General features: G+C 63.2%; 13 protein-coding genes. All 13 read left to right on the forward strand.

The window, feature by feature from the left end; all coding sequences use genetic code 11:
- The first annotated feature begins 27 nt into the window (after positions 1 to 27).
- Entirely contained in the window at positions 28 to 933 is a 906-nt protein-coding gene (cpaB, locus tag P8R33_RS14325; protein WP_278329654.1) for a Flp pilus assembly protein CpaB, read from the forward strand.
- Complete coding sequence (locus P8R33_RS14330) at positions 920 to 2,356, forward strand: type II and III secretion system protein family protein (protein ID WP_278329655.1); 1,437 nt, start codon at positions 920 to 922, stop codon at positions 2,354 to 2,356. Before cpaB ends, P8R33_RS14330 begins: the two co-directional genes overlap by 14 nt.
- Positions 2,346 to 2,642, forward strand: coding sequence for a hypothetical protein (locus P8R33_RS14335; RefSeq protein ID WP_278329656.1), 297 nt, complete (start codon positions 2,346 to 2,348; stop codon positions 2,640 to 2,642). The genes P8R33_RS14330 and P8R33_RS14335 overlap by 11 nt, the downstream gene beginning before the upstream one ends.
- A gap of 18 nt (positions 2,643 to 2,660) precedes the next feature.
- Positions 2,661 to 4,265, forward strand: a complete 1,605-nt coding sequence (locus P8R33_RS14340) for a pilus assembly protein TadG-related protein (RefSeq protein WP_278329657.1) — start codon at positions 2,661 to 2,663, stop codon at positions 4,263 to 4,265.
- A complete protein-coding gene (locus P8R33_RS14345; RefSeq protein WP_278329658.1) occupies positions 4,265 to 4,759 on the forward strand; it encodes a TadE/TadG family type IV pilus assembly protein in 495 nt (164 codons plus the stop codon). Before P8R33_RS14340 ends, P8R33_RS14345 begins: the two co-directional genes overlap by 1 nt.
- Positions 4,756 to 5,376, forward strand: a complete 621-nt coding sequence (locus P8R33_RS14350; protein ID WP_278329659.1) for a TadE/TadG family type IV pilus assembly protein — start codon at positions 4,756 to 4,758, stop codon at positions 5,374 to 5,376. Before P8R33_RS14345 ends, P8R33_RS14350 begins: the two co-directional genes overlap by 4 nt.
- A 50-nt stretch (positions 5,377 to 5,426) precedes the next feature.
- Positions 5,427 to 6,575, forward strand: a complete 1,149-nt coding sequence (locus P8R33_RS14355; protein ID WP_278329660.1) for a CpaE/TadZ family protein — start codon at positions 5,427 to 5,429, stop codon at positions 6,573 to 6,575.
- Between the two features lie 179 nt (positions 6,576 to 6,754).
- On the forward strand, positions 6,755 to 7,957 hold the full coding sequence (locus P8R33_RS14360; RefSeq protein ID WP_278329669.1) for a TadA family conjugal transfer-associated ATPase: 1,203 nt from the start codon (positions 6,755 to 6,757) through the stop codon (positions 7,955 to 7,957).
- Positions 7,957 to 8,961: a type II secretion system F family protein gene (locus P8R33_RS14365; protein WP_278329661.1), complete on the forward strand. Its 1,005-nt coding sequence runs from the start codon at positions 7,957 to 7,959 to the stop codon at positions 8,959 to 8,961. Before P8R33_RS14360 ends, P8R33_RS14365 begins: the two co-directional genes overlap by 1 nt.
- Position 8,962: 1 nt before the next feature.
- Positions 8,963 to 9,928, forward strand: a complete 966-nt coding sequence (locus tag P8R33_RS14370; RefSeq protein WP_278329662.1) for a type II secretion system F family protein — start codon at positions 8,963 to 8,965, stop codon at positions 9,926 to 9,928.
- A 1-nt stretch (position 9,929) separates the two neighbouring features.
- Entirely contained in the window at positions 9,930 to 10,613 is a 684-nt protein-coding gene (locus P8R33_RS14375) for a hypothetical protein (protein ID WP_278329663.1), read from the forward strand.
- On the forward strand, positions 10,610 to 11,074 hold the full coding sequence (locus P8R33_RS14380) for an A24 family peptidase (RefSeq protein WP_278329664.1): 465 nt from the start codon (positions 10,610 to 10,612) through the stop codon (positions 11,072 to 11,074). The genes P8R33_RS14375 and P8R33_RS14380 overlap by 4 nt, the downstream gene beginning before the upstream one ends.
- 386 nt (positions 11,075 to 11,460) lie before the next feature.
- Positions 11,461 to 16,025, forward strand: a 4,565-nt coding sequence (locus tag P8R33_RS14385) for a DUF5801 repeats-in-toxin domain-containing protein (RefSeq protein ID WP_278329665.1), incomplete at its 3' end; no start/stop codon positions are given.

The following is a 16,025-nucleotide window of genomic DNA, read 5'->3' on the forward strand; positions in this document are numbered from 1 at the left end:
AGAGGAGCTATTCGGGGGGAGCGGCGCATGGAGCGGCGCAATATCATCATCATCGGCGTGGCCCTGGTTCTGGGTGTGTTCGCCGTTTATCTCGTCAACGCCTATTTCTCGGGCGTCGAGGAAGAGCAGGAGCGGATCGCCGAAGAGCAGCAGCTCGTTCGCGTCGCGGTCGCTTCGCAGGATCTTCCCTTCGGCGCACCGCTGACGACCGATACGGTCAGGTTGGTCAACTGGCCCGCCCAATCGGTGCCCGCAGGCGCCTTCAACGATCTCAACGGTTTCGCGGGCGGCAATGTGGCCATTCGCCCGATCGCTGCGGGTGAGCCGATCCTCCGCTCCCGCATCTCGGCCCGCGCCATCCTGTCGGAAAACATTCCCGACGACATGCGCGCCACCACCATTCCCGTGGACGACGTGGCTGGTGTGGCCGGGTTCGTGACTCCCGGCGATGTCGTCGACGTGATGATGACGCGCGAGATCCCCGGCGGCGACGACGACCTCGTTACCTCGGTCGTGCTCGAAAATGCACAGGTGCTCGCCATCGACCGCCGCGCTTCGGAAGACAGCACCGAACCGCAGGAACTGAAGATGGCGACGCTGCTGACCAATCCGAACGATGCCCAGCGGCTGGCGCTGGCAGCGCAGAGCGGGCGGCTGACGCTTGCGCTCCGCAATGTCGAAAACCAGTCGGTCGGCAGCACGCAAGTGGTGACCACGCGCGACCTGCCCGGCGGCCGCCTGCGCTATGCCTCGCGCAGCAGCGCGGCCCGGTCCGCCCCTGCGCCCGCACCGCGGCAGCAGGTGGCCTATCGCCCGGCACCCGCTTCGGCAGGGACATCGCAGCCATCCGCGCCCGTCTTCTCGGGCCCGACCATGACGATCTATCGCGGCACCGACGGTGCGCGCCAGGAGGTGTCCCGTGGCACGAACTGATTTCATGCGCCGCGCGCTTGCCGCGGCCCTTCCGATCGCCCTGATGGCCGCCAGCCCGGCGCAGGCGCAATTCGCAGGCGCAGGAGAGATTCATGCCGGCACGCTGGAAATCCCGGTCAACAAGAGCCAGGTGGTCACTGCCGACCGGCCGATCGCCAAGGCGCTGGTGGGCAATGCCGATATTGCCGATATCGTCGCGCTGACCGAAAATTCGATCTACGTGCTGGGCAAGGGCATGGGGACCACCAGCCTGACGCTCTACGATGCGCGCGGCCGGGTGCTGTCGGTGATGGACATTGCCGTCGGCCCCGATGCGGAAGCTTTCCGCAGCCAGGCGGCTCGCCTCATCCCCGGCGGCCAGATCGATGCGCATATCAGCGGCGATTCGCTGGTGCTGACCGGCCTCGCCACCGATGTCGGCATGATCGATCGCGCGGTGCGCCTCGCAGGCACCTATGCCGGTGAGAAGGTGGTCAACATGATCGCGCTCGGCAGCAGCCAGCAGGTCATGCTGGAGGTCAAGTTCGCCGAAGTGAACCGCTCCATGGGCGAGGAAATCGGCGTACGCGGCTTCGGCATCGATCGGGGTGGCGATTTCAATTCGTCCTTCGGCCCCGGGGCAGCCCTGCGACGCGGCGCTGATGGCGGACCGGTGTTCGAGTTTTCGGAAATCCAGAACAGCTTCGGCGTCTTCGGAGCGGCCTTCGGGGCTCTCGGTATCGACTTCGATGTCTTCCTGAATGCGCTGGAAGAGAAAGGCTTTGCCAAGACACTGGCCGAACCGACACTCGTGGCGCTTTCGGGCGAAAAGGCATCGTTCCTGGCCGGCGGGGAATTCCCCATCCCCGTCGTCCAGTCGAGCGGGGGCGGCGGCGATGACGACAATATCGGCGGCCGCATCACGGTGGAATTCAAGCCCTTCGGCGTCAGCCTGGGCTTCACTCCCACCGTGCTGGGTGACAACACCATCAACCTGGTAGTGGAGCCGGAGGTCAGCCAGATCGACCCGGCGGCCTCGATCCAGATCAGCGGCCTGGCCATCCCCGGCCTGCAGACCCGCCGCGCGTCCACCACGCTGGAACTGCGCGACGGCGAGAGTTTCGCCATCGCAGGGCTGTTGCAGCAGGATTTCCAGACCACGGTCAACCAGATCCCGCTGCTCGGCAATATCCCGATCCTCGGCGCGCTGTTCCGCTCGACCGAATTCCAGAAGGGCGAGACCGAACTGCTGATCGTGGTGACGCCGCGACTGGTGAAGCCGATCCGCCCCGACCAGGTGCGCCTGCCGACCGATCGCGTGCGCGATCCCACGGCGGCAGGCACCGTGCTGACGGGCGAACCTTACGATCCGGTCCCGGCCGCCGAACTGGCCGCGCCGCAGACCCCCGTCACGATAGAGGAAGGCAGCGATTATGAATATTGAGCCATCCGTCCGGCTGGCGATCTGCGCCGCCTTCCCGCTGGTGATGCTGGCAGGCTGTGCCGACAAGTCGATCTTCGAAGCGCCCGGCGATGCCTCCTTCGGGGAGGCCAACCGCCAGACGATGATGGCGCAGGTCGTCAATCCTGACCCGGTCTATACCGATGAGCTGGTGACCAGCGGCGAACACGCTGCCGATGCCGTCGAGCGCTATCGCGAGGATGCGGTGAAGCAGCCGGAATCGATCCGCACGACCGATGTAGGCGAAGGGGGCGAAGGCCCGAACTGAGGGCTGGAAGAGGCGACCATGGGTATCTGGGGCAAATTTCTGCGAGACGAAAGCGGGGCCAGCGCGGCGCTCTATGCGCTCGCGCTGCCCGCACTGGTCGGAATGGTCGGCCTCGGCTTCGATTATTCGCGCCTGGTTTCCATGGATACCGAACTCCAGAACGCGGCCGATCAGGCTGCGTTGGCCGGGGCGACCCAGCTGGACCAGCTGCCCGGCTCCATTGCACGGGCCACGGCACAGGCGCGCAGCCTGGTGTCCAACGATACGCGTTTCGCCAATGACGATGGCGCTGCGACCGTCGCCATCCCCGAAGGCCAGATCTATTTCTACGCCAACCTTGCGGACGCCGAGGCCGGGACCAACCCGCTGGCATCGGATGCCGACGAGCAGGCGCGCTTCATTCGCGTGCAGGTTGAAACGCGCACGGCGAATTACGCGCTGACGCCCATCGCCGGGGCGATTTCCGACACGATCGACGCCGAAGCGGTGGCAGGCATCGGATCGGCCGTATGCCGCATCCCGCCGCTGATGATCTGCAATCCGGACGAACCGCTCAACAACACCGATCCGACGGTCGATTTCAACGCCAACAACTACATCGGCGACGGTCTGCTGGTGGTGCAACAGGGTAAGTGGGATCCGGGCGCCTTTGGCTTCCTCGACCTGGGGCTGGGCGCGAACGGCGTGGAAGAAGCGCTCGCCTGGGTCTCGCCGACCGGGAATTGCGTGCCCGTCAACGGGCCCGAGGTGATCGATGTGGAAATCGAACCCGGGCTGAAGACCTCGACCATCGACGCCATCAACACCCGCTTCGACATTTACGACAATTGCCCGGCTGGCGGAGCGTGCCCGGCGTCGATCAACTCGATCAAGGACGTGACCCACAAGTCGGACGCGGCGGGCGTTCCGAATATTTCGGCCAACAAGGCCTGCACCTTCGGCACCAACGGGCAGACCGACGGCTGGATGGTGCCGGCCAATCCCTATGCACCGACGACCGATGCCGCGCTGCCTGCGACGACCACGCCGTCGCCCATGGGGCACCCGCGCGACATCTGCCATTCGCTCGGCCCGGACGACAACACCTGCGACCGTTTCGGTGACGGTTTCTGGGATCGCGACGCCTATTTCCGCTCGCGATACGGCTGGGATTCCGCCGCCTGGCAGGCGAACACCGGCTTCACCGCCAGCGGCACGCGCCCGGACCGTCCGACCCGCTACGAAGTGTACCAGTGGGAGATCGCGAACAAGGGCAACGTCATCGACGGAGCGACGATCCTCGGCCAGTGGACCAACGGGACGCGCGGCAATTATGCCCAGCCGATCTGCAGCGCTAGCAAGGGCGGCGCCGGCGGAACCACGCCTTCATCCACCGTGGCCGATCGCCGCCGTATGTCGGTCGCGGTCATCAACTGTCATGCCGAAAACGTCAGAGGGAAGAGCGGGCCCTACGCGATCCGTCGCTTCATCGACATCTTTCTCGTCGAACCGAGCCTCAATCGCCCGGACCGGACCGACAAGAAGGATATCTACGTCGAGATCATCGGCGAGTCCGATGCCGGCGGTGCAGGGGAGACGGCAGGCACCGTGATCCGGCGCGATGTTCCGTTTTTGGTGAAGTGATGCGACTGCGGGATCTCTGGATATGCCGCAGGGGCGCCGCTGCCGCAGAGCTCGCGCTGCTGCTGCCGTTGCTGGCGGGCATGTTGTTCGGGGCGATCGAGGTTGCCTATTATTTCTACAATCAGCACCAGGTCGTGAAGGGCGTCCGGGACGGCGCGCGCTATGCCAGCCGGCAGAGCTTCGCCACGATCAATTGCGAGAGCGGCGCCACCATGGACAGCGGCGTCCAGACGGCGATCCAGGAGGTGACCCGCACGGGGCGCCCCTCGGGCGGCACCACCCGCGTGCCGGGCTGGGAAAATGCCGAGGTGACCGTGGCGGTGTCATGCCCGACAACGGCAGTGACCACCGGCATCTACGACGGGCAGACCAATGCACCCGTGGTGACCGTGACGGCGAATGTGAATTACCAGAGCTTGTTCGACGGCGTCGGCATCATCACCGACAGCTATACGCTCAATGCCACCCAGCAATCGCCGGTGATGGGCATATGAGCGGCGCGGCATTCCTCGCACGGTTCTGCCGGGACCAGCGCGGTTCGGCCGCAGAGTTTGCGCTCGTCCTGCCGCTGATCGTGCTGTTCCTCGTCGGCATCATCGATGCGGGCCGCTACGCCTATGATTTCAACCGCGGAGAGAAAGCCAGCCAGGTCGGTGCGCGCTTTGCCGTGGTCACCGATCCGCTGGTGCAGGAGTTGGCGACCTACAGTTTCTCCGGCCAGACGGTCGGCGGGGTACAGCTGGGCCAGGGCGACCGAATCCCAGTCGATGCGCTCGGCACGATCAGCTGTACGAGTACGCAGTGCCAGTGTGTTTCCGGCACCTGCCTGGGCGGCAATCTGAGTATCGACGCCACCGCCTTCGCCACACTCGCCGATCGCATCCAGGACTTCTGGCCGGAGGTGGCAGACGAGGACATTACGGTGGAATACACCGGTTCCGGACTGGGCTTTGCAGGCAATCCCAACGGGATGGATGTTTCTCCTTTCGTCACCGTTCGCCTGACGAACATGGAATTCACTTCGATCCTTCTCTTCGGCTCGACCGTCGATTTTCCCGGCTTCGATTACACGCTGACGATGGAAGACGGCGCAGGAACGGTGTCGAACTGATGGGCCGCGACCACACGATATTCGGCCAAAGGAAGGGGTCCGAGTTGCAATTGAACGCACCGCTTACGGTGATCGCATCGGAACGCCAGCTCGAGGATTTGCGCTCTTCCTCCGGGGCAAGCTGGATAAGCGATGCGCAATTCATCTCGCTGCAGCCGGACGAGCCCATTCCGGGCAATACGCTTGATGCAACCGGTGTCGTGCTTTTCGAAGTCGACCCGGCCAGCCCCGCCAGCATGGACCGGATCCGCAATATTCGCCGGATGCATCCGGAAATGCCTCAGATCGTCGCCATGCGCGATGTCGATATGCGACTGGTAAGGACGCTGATCCGCGAGGGTGTGGCCGATGTCGTCGAACTGCCCTTCAACGCCGAAGAGATCCTGCAAACCGTTATCGCCGTGCTCGAAACGCATGCGGGATCGGTTGGAAAGGACGTTTCGCTCGCGCCGCTGATTGCGGTCACCAAGCCGATCGGCGGGGCCGGCGCGACGACGATCGCCAGCCATTTGGCAGCGGAACTGGCGAGCGAACCGGGCGAACCGACCGTCTGCCTGTTCGATCTCGATATCCAGGCCGGGCGGATCTGCGATGTGTTCGGCGTTTCTCCGCGCCGGACTCTGACCGATTTGCTCGAAGCTGGCGCAAGGCTCGATGCATCGATGCTCGATACGGTTGCCGAACGTCACGAATGCGGTGTCGACCTGATTGCAGCGCCTAACGAGATAATCCCGATAGAGGCGCTGAAGAGCGAGGATCTCGCGCGGGTTCTCGATCTGGCGCGTGCCGAATACGATTACGTGGTTGTCGACATGCCATCCGGCCTGACCAACTGGGGCCTTGCGATCCTCGCGAAAGCCGACAGCATCCTGATGCTCGTCGAGCAGTCCCTTCCCAGTCTGCGCCAGGCGCGCCGCAGGCTGGACCTGTTCAAGAACCTCGGCCTCGATCACCGGCTCGTCTCTGTCGTGGTCAACCGGGTGGAGAAGAAACTCTTCAAATCGATCGGGATCGATGACGTGGAGGAAGCTCTCGGTCGGCCGGTGACTGCCAAACTGGCGCGCGACACCCAGACGCTGGAAGCTGCGCAAGACCGCGGTGTGCTGGCCGGGCATATCCGTCGCAAGAGCCCGTTCGTCGCCGATGTCGCTGCGCTCGCAGATGCGATCACCGCGCGTATGGCTGGAGGCGAGCAATGAAGTGGCAGTTCGGATCGCAGGACGGCGCAGCCTCCGAAGTCGAGATCGACGAGGAAGGCTTCGCGCCGCAGCGCATAACTACTTTCGAGGTCGACGAAGAAGCCGAAAAGCTGCTCGACCTGAAAACCACGATCCATCGCAAGTTGCTGGACCGGATCAACCTCTCGCTGCTCGAACGGATGTCTCGCGAGCAGATCGAAGAAGAAATCGGCGATATAATTCTCGCACTTCTGCTCGAGGAAGACGCTGCGCTGAACGGAGCAGAGCGCAAACGGCTCACCGGGGAAGTACTGGACGAGCTGCTCGGGCTGGGGCCGCTCGAGCCGCTGCTCGCCGATGAATCCATCACGGATATTCTTGTGAATGGCCATCGCGACGTCTTCGTCGAGAAATTCGGCCTGCTCGAACGAGCCTCCGTGCGCTTCCAGGACGAGCGGCATCTGCTGCGGATTATCCAGAAAATCGTTAGCGCCGTCGGCCGGCGCGTGGACGAATCCTCGCCTTTCGTCGATGCCCGCCTTGCGGACGGTTCGCGCGTGAACGCCATCGTCGCCCCGCTGGCCATCGATGGTTCGCTGCTCTCCATCCGTAAATTCGCCAAGACCCGGATCGACATGGCCAAGCTGGTCGAGCTCGGCAGTGTTCCGGAAGCGGTCGCGGACGTCCTTGCCGCAATCGTCAAATCGCGGCGCAACGTTCTCATTTCCGGCGGTACCGGTTCGGGCAAGACCACGCTGCTGAACGCTCTTTCCGCGAATATCGACGGGCGGGAGCGTATCGTCACGATCGAGGATTCCGCAGAACTGCAGCTGCAACAGGAACATGTCGCCCGGCTGGAAACCCGCCCTGCCAATATCGAAGGGCGGGGCGAGGTTACGCAGCGCGATCTCGTGAAGAACGCCCTCCGCATGCGCCCCGATCGCATTATCGTAGGCGAGGTTCGCTCCGGCGAGGCATTCGACATGCTCCAGGCGATGAACACGGGCCACGACGGCTCGATGACGACGGTTCACGCCAATACCGCGCGCGACGCCCTGTCGCGCGTCGAGCAGATGATCGGCATGAGCGGGATCGAGATTTCGCCCACTTCGGCGCGTGCGCAGATCGCCTCGGCGATCAATGTCGTCGTGCAGATCGGGCGCCAGGCCGACGGCAGGCGGCGTCTGCTGAGCCTGTCCGAGATCGTCGGCATGGAAGGCCAGACCATCACGATGCAGGAAATCTTCCGCTTCAAGATGGAAGGCCGCGGCGAAGACGGAAGCGTGCTCGGACGGCATGAGGCAACCGGCATCCGTCCCAAGTTCCTCGATACCGCTGCAGATCACGGCATCGCCCTTTCGCCCGAACTGTTCCGGCCCAACCTCGATCTGGGGAGGGTCTGATGCTGAGCGCCGAGGTTACCCGAATTCTCGTCCTGTCGGCGGTGTTCGCCTCGATATTCCTGATCTCGCAGGTCGTGCTGAGGTTCGGTATCGAAAACCGCCAACATGCCGGCGCGGTGAACAAGCGCCTGAAACTGATTGCAACGGGCAAACGCCGCGAAGACGTGCTCGGCAGCTTGCGCAAGCACGATCCGCTCAGCAATCCCGTCAGCGCTGGATTCCTCACGGCACCGTACAACAGCTTTCGTCGCAACCTGATGATGGCGGCGGTGCCGTTCAACTTTTCGCAGATCATCCTGGGCATGGCGGCGATTTTCGCCCTGGTCGTGCTGGCCGTAACCATGCTGGCCATATCGTCCGGCTTCGCGCTGTCATTCGGCGTGATCCAGCTGATCGTGGCAGTCGCGGCGGCTGTTGCCATCGGCCTGCCGGTGCTCGCGGTCGGCTATCTCGCCCAGCGACGCCGCAAGAAGATGCAGGAACAGTTTCCCGTGGCGCTCGACATATTCGTGCGAGCGTTGCGTGCCGGCCATCCGGTCGCCTCGGCAATCGAGCTGCTGACCCAGGAAATGACCGATCCGATCGGATCGGAATTCGGCCTGATTTCGGACGAGATCGCTTACGGTGCCGATCTCAACGAAGCGCTGGAAGACATGGCCGAGCGTTGGGACCTCGACGATATGCGGATGTTTGCCGTTTCGCTGTCGGTCCAGAACGAAACCGGCGGCAACCTGGCGGAGATACTCGACGGCCTGTCGAAAGTGATCCGGGAGCGCGCCAGCCTGTACCTCAAGGTTCGGGCGTTGAGTTCGGAAGGGCGGATGACGGGCTGGCTGCTGACCGCCTTGCCGATCATAACATTCGTCCTCCTTTTCTCCATGAACCCGCAATTTTACCTCGAGGTCGCGACCGATCCGATTTTCATGTTCGGATTCCCGGCGATGATCGTGTGGTTCCTGATCGGCGTCTTCGTGATCAAGAAAATGGTCAATCTGAAGGTCTGACATGTTCGATTTTCTCGTCACCAACCAGCTGGCACGCTTTGCGATTCTCGCTCTCATCTTCGCGGTGGTCATCATCGGCGTCGTCTCGGTAGGCCGCCTGTCCGCTCGCCGGGTCGAGGCGCGGCAGAACATTCGCGAGATTGCAGGAGGCGGGATCGGCCGCCGCGAGACGCTCCAGGACAAGCGCACCAATGCATGGGCCGAACTTGCGGAACGGGTCGAGCGTGCGGGATTGAGTCTTGCCGATTCCAAGGGCGATGTGCTGCGCGACAAGCTGCGCGCGGCGGGGTACCAGTCGGCAGCGGCGCCGAAAATCTTCACCCTGCTGCGCTTCATCCTGGTCTTCGCGGTCCCGCTTCTGTTCCTTGCCTATATGCGACTGCTCGATGCGGAGCTTTCGACGTTCACCCTCTATTTTGGCGCGGCGTTCTGTGCGCTGCTGGGATTGTACCTGCCCAACCTGGTCGTCACGGCCAAGGCGGACCGGCGGCGCGAGGCTGTAACCCATGGCTTTCCGGATTGTCTGGACCTGATGCTCGTCTGCGTCGAGGCTGGCCTCGGTATGGAGGCGGCGATGGACCGGGTCGGCCGCGAGATGGTCGAATCGCACCCCCTGATTGCCAAGATCCTGTCCGAAGTGACCTTGCAATTGCGTGCCGGTGCACGACGCGAAGACGCGCTTCGCAAGATGGGTGAAAGCAGTGGCGTCGTCGAAATCAGAAGCTTCGCGACGCTGCTGATCCAGTCCGACAAGCTCGGCACCAGCGTCGCCGATACCTTGCGGGTCTATTCGGCAGAGATGCGCGAGAAACGCAGGCTTCGCGCTGAAGAAAAGGCGCACCGTTTGCCGGTGCTGATATCGATCCCGTTGGTGGTGAACATGCTGCCCACGATGATCGGCGTACTCATGATGCCCGGGATGATCCGGGTGTTCCGTGAATTGATACCTGCGATGGGAGGGGGTTGAGATGACGAAGATCGCCAAATTCGGAACGGTTGCTATTGCGGCCATGCTATTGGCGGGCTGCCAGTCCTCGCCGTTTTCCGGCTGGGGTTTCGCCAAGAAACAGAACAACAAGCGGCCCGCAGCGGAAGCACCGCCTCAGATCGTCGGCGCCCAGCTCATCGAGGAAGGGCGAGCGCAATTGCGCGACGGCCATATCTCGGCCGCGGTTGCGACGCTGCGCCTTGCACGGCTCGATCCGGCAACTGCCGCCGAAGCGGAGAACGGCCTCGGCGTAGCCTACGCAAAACTGGGACGGTTCGACATAGCGGACCGGTATTTCAGGGCCGCGGTGGCTCGCGATCCGCAGGACATGCGTTTTACGGCGAACCTGCTGCGCCTGCAACGCCACGTGATGCTCGCGCGCAAGGCGACCGCGCCCGCGGAGAGAGTGGCTGCAGCGCCGGCGCCGAAAACCGATCCTGCGCCGCTCGCCATGCGGCCCCATCGAATTTCCGATGGTATCGTGAAGATCGCAACGCGTGAGCAATTGGGCGAAGGCCCGAAGATGACTGTCGCGTTCCTGGAAAAGCCCTCGCTCGAGCGCGAGACGAAGGCCGAGCCTGAATTGCAGGACGAGCAGAGCTCGGCAACCGACCTCGGCAACGAAGACGAAGGCAAGCAGAAACTCGTTACGTTTACGCAGTGACGCCCGAAATCGCATTCCTGCCTGCCGCGCTTATCGCGGTAATCGGCGCTGCGCTGGATGTTCGATCCCGTCGCATACCTAACCGCCTGGTCGTTGCGTTGGCCATTGCCGCAGCGGGGGCAACACTTGTCAGTTTCGGTTGGGCGGCCCTTGGCTCGGCGGCCTTGCACGCGCTCATCGCTCTTCTCGTGGGAATGGCGCTTTTCGCCCTTCGCGCGATCGGAGGCGGAGACGCCAAATTCTATAGCGCTGCCGCGTTCGGGGTGCCTCTGTCCGGCGCCTTGGGCATGTTGGCTTTTACAGCGATCTCAGGTCTTGTTGCCGTTGTCGCGATGCTGATCTGGTATCGGGGTTTCAAGATGTTGGCGGGCCAAGAGAGGCGGAGCTGGACGCTGCCATACGGGCTTCCGATCTGCTGCGGCTTCCTGATCCAGGCCTATTCTTTGGCGGGGTTTTTCTGAATTGGCGTTTTCTGGCCGCAACCAGGTTAACCGAAAGCTCTACATTTTCGTCAAATCCCGAAATGGGACTGTTACGATCGATCGGCTTGCTCTTCAAAAACGATGAGAATTCAAAGGGTTGAAAGGCTATCTGGTCTTTCTGCCCGACCGAACCTTTCGTTTCCAGAATAGGTTAATTGAATTGCAACAACCTCTGAAACGATGTTTGATCGGACTCAATTAAACGCGATTCGGGCTCGACTCGTCTCGCCAAGAACACAGGGGCCGCGAAGCAGCTTCCGCAATTCGGATTGCGGGGGGTTGGTTCGAGCAAAAGTCGCCGTTCCATCGTCTGCTTCGCGGGTCTCGCCGAGCCTTGGCTCGATTGCGAAAGCGGAGGTGACGTGATGGTTGATTTCGAAGGGCACGGCCAGGATGGTTTCATGGATCGTTCGACCGATGCGGACCCTGCGGATCTCCAGCAGGCGGACGCCGGTCGGTCGGTCTCTGTCTCCGATGTCGCACAATCCGAAATCTCGGACACCGAGGTAGTTCGCCTCCCGGCAGGCTCTGCTATCCAGGAATTGCGGGCCGAGGGTAGCGACCTGATTGTCGTTCTCGATGACGGTTCGGTCATTCGCGTGCCGGACGGGGCGATCATCGTACCGCAATTCGTGATCGGCAATGTGCAGATTCCGCCGCAGAACATCGCCGCGCTGCTGACCGGCAACGAACCTCAGCCCGCGGCCGGCGCGCCCCAGAGCTCGGGCGGTAATTTCGGACAGAACGTCGGCGATATCCAGGATGCCTACGCACTGGGCGACCTCTTGCCCTATACCGAGCTGTCGTTCCCCGAACGGCGCGAGGAAGAGGTCATTCCAAACCTTGCCGACGACGATCCGGACATCGTGATCGTCACGCCCGACAATCCGGTCGGGGCCGTGAATGCAACCGACGAGGTAAACGAGGCCGGGCTTCCGGCGCGCGGCGACGAACCTGCCGGCACGCGAGCGGCGAGCGACGCTGAAATCACCAATGGAAGCATCGTTTACACGACGCCCGACGGGCTCGCTTCCCTCAGCATCAACGGTATCGAGATCACCCGGGTCGGCCAGACGATCGAAGGCGAGTATGGCACGCTGACGATCACCGCGATCGGTGCAGGCCGGGTCGAATACCGGTACGTCCTCAACGACAACACGATCGGCGTCGAAGTCGACAGTTTCGCGGTTACCGTGACCGACCTCGATGGCGACACCGCCGATGCCAGCCTGGATATCCGCATAGTCGACGACGCTCCGATAGCGCGGGACGACGCAGCCGATCAGGCATCGGAAGGCGCGCCGGTTACCATCGACGTTTTCGCAAACGACACTCCGGGGGCCGACGACGTTGCAATCGGCACTATTGCAATGGTCGCAGGAACGCTGAGTGGTGCGGGACTGCTGGTCAACAACGGCGACGGGACATTCACCTATTTCCCTGCTCCGGGCGAAGAAGGAACGGTTTCCTTCGATTACACGATCACCGACGGTGATGGCGATGTCTCGCGCGCGACAGCGACGCTCACCTTGGTCGACGATACGCAGCCCGGCGGTGGAACCGCGACGGCGACGGTCGACGACGACGGGCTTGTCGGCGGCAATCCGGTCTCGGACGAAGGCGATCTCGACGCGGATGTGGGCGACGATCCCTCCGACGTCGGCGAGGCCACCTTCACCGGTACGCTCGATTTCGATGTCGGCGGCGATGCTCCGGCGAATATCGCTTTTGCCGCCTCGCTGGACGGCAGCACCGCGATCATCGGGACCGAGACCGTTACATACTCCGTCTCCGGCAATGTGCTGACCGCTACCGGTCCGCGCGGCGTGCTGTTCACGGTCGAGCTGTTGGACGACGCCACCGGCGCCTATCGCGTGACGCTGGTCGATAACGTCCTGCACGAAGGCGGGCCGAATGCCGAAGCGGAGGATGCGTCCACGGTCGTTTCTTTCCTCGTAACGGACAGCGACGGGGACGAGGTCACAACCACGCTAACCATCGTCTTCGCCGACGATGCGCCGACCGCATACGACAACGTCGCGTCCACCGACGAGGGTGGCACCATCGGCGGGAATGTTCTGACCGACGGCACGGACGACATACCGGGGGCCGACGGTTTTGGCGGCATCGTGGCCTTGTCGAGCGAAAACCAGCAGACCGATACGGTTACTCTGGTCGACGGCAACCTGGTGCTCGTCGGTCAATACGGCACCCTCACGCTGAATGCTGCGACCGGCGTCTACAGCTACGTCGCCGCGCCGAATTCGACCAATGCCGACGCGGTCGACGTCTTCACCTATACGATCGTCGACGGGGACGGTGACACGGCCACCGCAACGCTCACGATCGATGTCGCAAATATCGAAGGCACGGTCGAAGATGCCGATCTGACAGTCGACGAAGCCGGTCTCGCGACCGGCAGCAATCCGGGATCGGGAAGCGAGACGGCAGGCGGGCAGATCGTCGTATCCGACGCCACCGGTCCATTCGTCTACGTGCTCACCGGCTCGGCCGATGGAACCTACGGCACGCTTACGCTCGACAGCGATACGGGTGCCTATAGCTATACGCTGTCGGCACCGTTCGGCGACGGCGACACTGGGGAAAATTCGCGCAATGTCGTGAACGGGGCGGATAGCTTTGGCTACGAGGTCTACGATACGGCCGGCAACCTTGTCGGATCGGGGACGATTGCGGTCAATATCGTCGATGACGTTCCCGATGCTGTCGACGAAGCGTCCCTCTCGATCGTCGAGGGCGCCAACTCCGGCCTCGCAGGCAATGTCCTGGCAAACGATGTCGAGGGCGCAGACGGTGCAAGCGTGACTTCGGTTTCGATCGACGGCGTCGATTATGTCGTCGCTGCCAGCGGGATCACGACCGTTACCACGGATACGGGTGTCTATACGTTCGACGCTTCCGGCAACTGGACCTTCGACCCCGCAGCGGGTCTCGATCAATCCGATGGCCCGATCGATGCCTCGTTCACCTATACCCTGACCGATGGCGACGACGATTTCGACACGGCGACGCAGCCGATCACGATCACGGACGGTCGCGGCCCCACGGCCGGCGATCCGGTATCCCTTGTGGTCGACGACGAGAATTTGCCGGACGGTTCCGACCCAGCAACGCCGGTAACCGATAGCGCGACGATTTCCTTCACCCCGGGGTCGGACGCCATCGTGGCCATCGCATTCGACGACACGGCCGGAGCGCTCGACAACCTCGGGGGCGGCCTCACCTGGGTGCGTATTTCGGATACGCAGATCGTCGGGCGAAGCGGCGGCGAAGATATCGTCACGCTCGATCTGACCGTCGATGGCGACAACGCTATCGTCACCATGACCCTGAACGATAATTACGCGGCGCATCCGTTGCTTGGCGACGATCTTGCAAACCTCGGTTCGGTGCTCGTCGTAGCAACGGATATCGACGGAGATCGGGCCAGTGTTTCGGTCTCCCTCGGCGTGTCGGACGATATTCCCACCCTCGGAACCACGTCGCCTGCCACCGGCTCGCTCGAAGTCGACGAGAGCGACTTGTCCGTGGATGCCGTTGCCGGTTTCGCAAGCTTGTTCGTTCCTTCCTTCAATGCCGATGGCCCGGGTAGCGTATCGGATTACGTGCTCGGCATAACGGCCGGGTCGACAGGGCTCGTCGATACCGCGTCGGGCGAAGCCGTCGTGCTGTCGCTGGAGAATGGCGCGGTCGTCGGAAGAACCGAAGTCGGTGGCGATGTCGTCTTCGTCCTGACCGTCGATGCGGCAGGCACGGTCACGCTCGATCAGCAGCGCGCCGTAGTGCATGCCGACGGCACCGACCCGGACGACGCGACCGGGCTTGCTAGCGCTGGGCTCATCACCCTGTCGGCAACTGTCACGGACGGCGACGGCGACGCGGCCACGGCGACCGTCGCGATCGGTAACGCGCTGTCTTTCCGCGACGACGGATCGTCCATAGACGCGAGTGTCGTCGATGGCGATACGATCCTGCTGACGACGCAGGATGCCGATACCATTGGCGCAGCCTTCGATACCGATACGACCACTGCCGATCTCGGCGGCGCATTTTCCGTCGCCAGTCAGGCCTATGGTGCCGATGGCGCCGGTTCCGTTTCCTGGGCCTATGCGCTGGTGATCGAGAACACTGCCTCGGGCCTGACCAGCAATGGCAATGCGGTGACGCTGGCATTCGACGGCAGCGATGTTGTCGGCTCGGCCAACGGAGTCGAGGTTTTCCGGCTCTCGGTCGATCCTGCGACCGGCGTGGTGACGCTGACCCAATATGAGGAAATCGATCATCCCTTGCCCGGCGCCACCGGCGCGCCATACGACGATCAGTTCGCGATACTGGGCACAGGCATCCTGTCGCTCGAGGGTACTGCGACCATTGTCGACCGGGATGGCGACAGCGCGAGCGAGACGGTGTCGCTGGACCTCGGCGGCAATATCCGCTTCGCCGACGATGGCCCGATGGTCGAATCCACCGGAGCCTCGCTTGCGCTGGTAGTGGACGACAGTGATTTTGCGGTCGATGCGGAGGCCGAGTACTCGGATGCGTTCGCGTTTGCGTTCGGAGCGGACGGTGCGGCTGCAGGTGGCGGCGAGAGTTATGCGCTGGGCATTGCGGCGGGCGCGAGCGGGCTGACCGATACGCTGTCGGGCCAAGCAGTGGTGCTGAGCCTGGAGGGCGGCCAGGTGGTCGGCCGGGCCGGGGCGGGCGGCGAGATCGTGTTCGTGCTGTCGGTGGATGGCGACGGGACGGTGACGCTCGACCAGCGGCGTTCGGTGGTGCACGATAATCCGGGTGCCGACAACGAGCCGACCGGGCTTGCCAGCGGCGATCTCATTACGCTGACCGCGACCGCGACCGATGGCGACGGCGATACCGACAGCGCGACCATCGCGATCGGCGGCGACCTCGTGTT

This window comes from Qipengyuania flavescens, from assembly GCF_029688735.1.
GTDB lineage: Bacteria > Pseudomonadota > Alphaproteobacteria > Sphingomonadales > Sphingomonadaceae > Qipengyuania.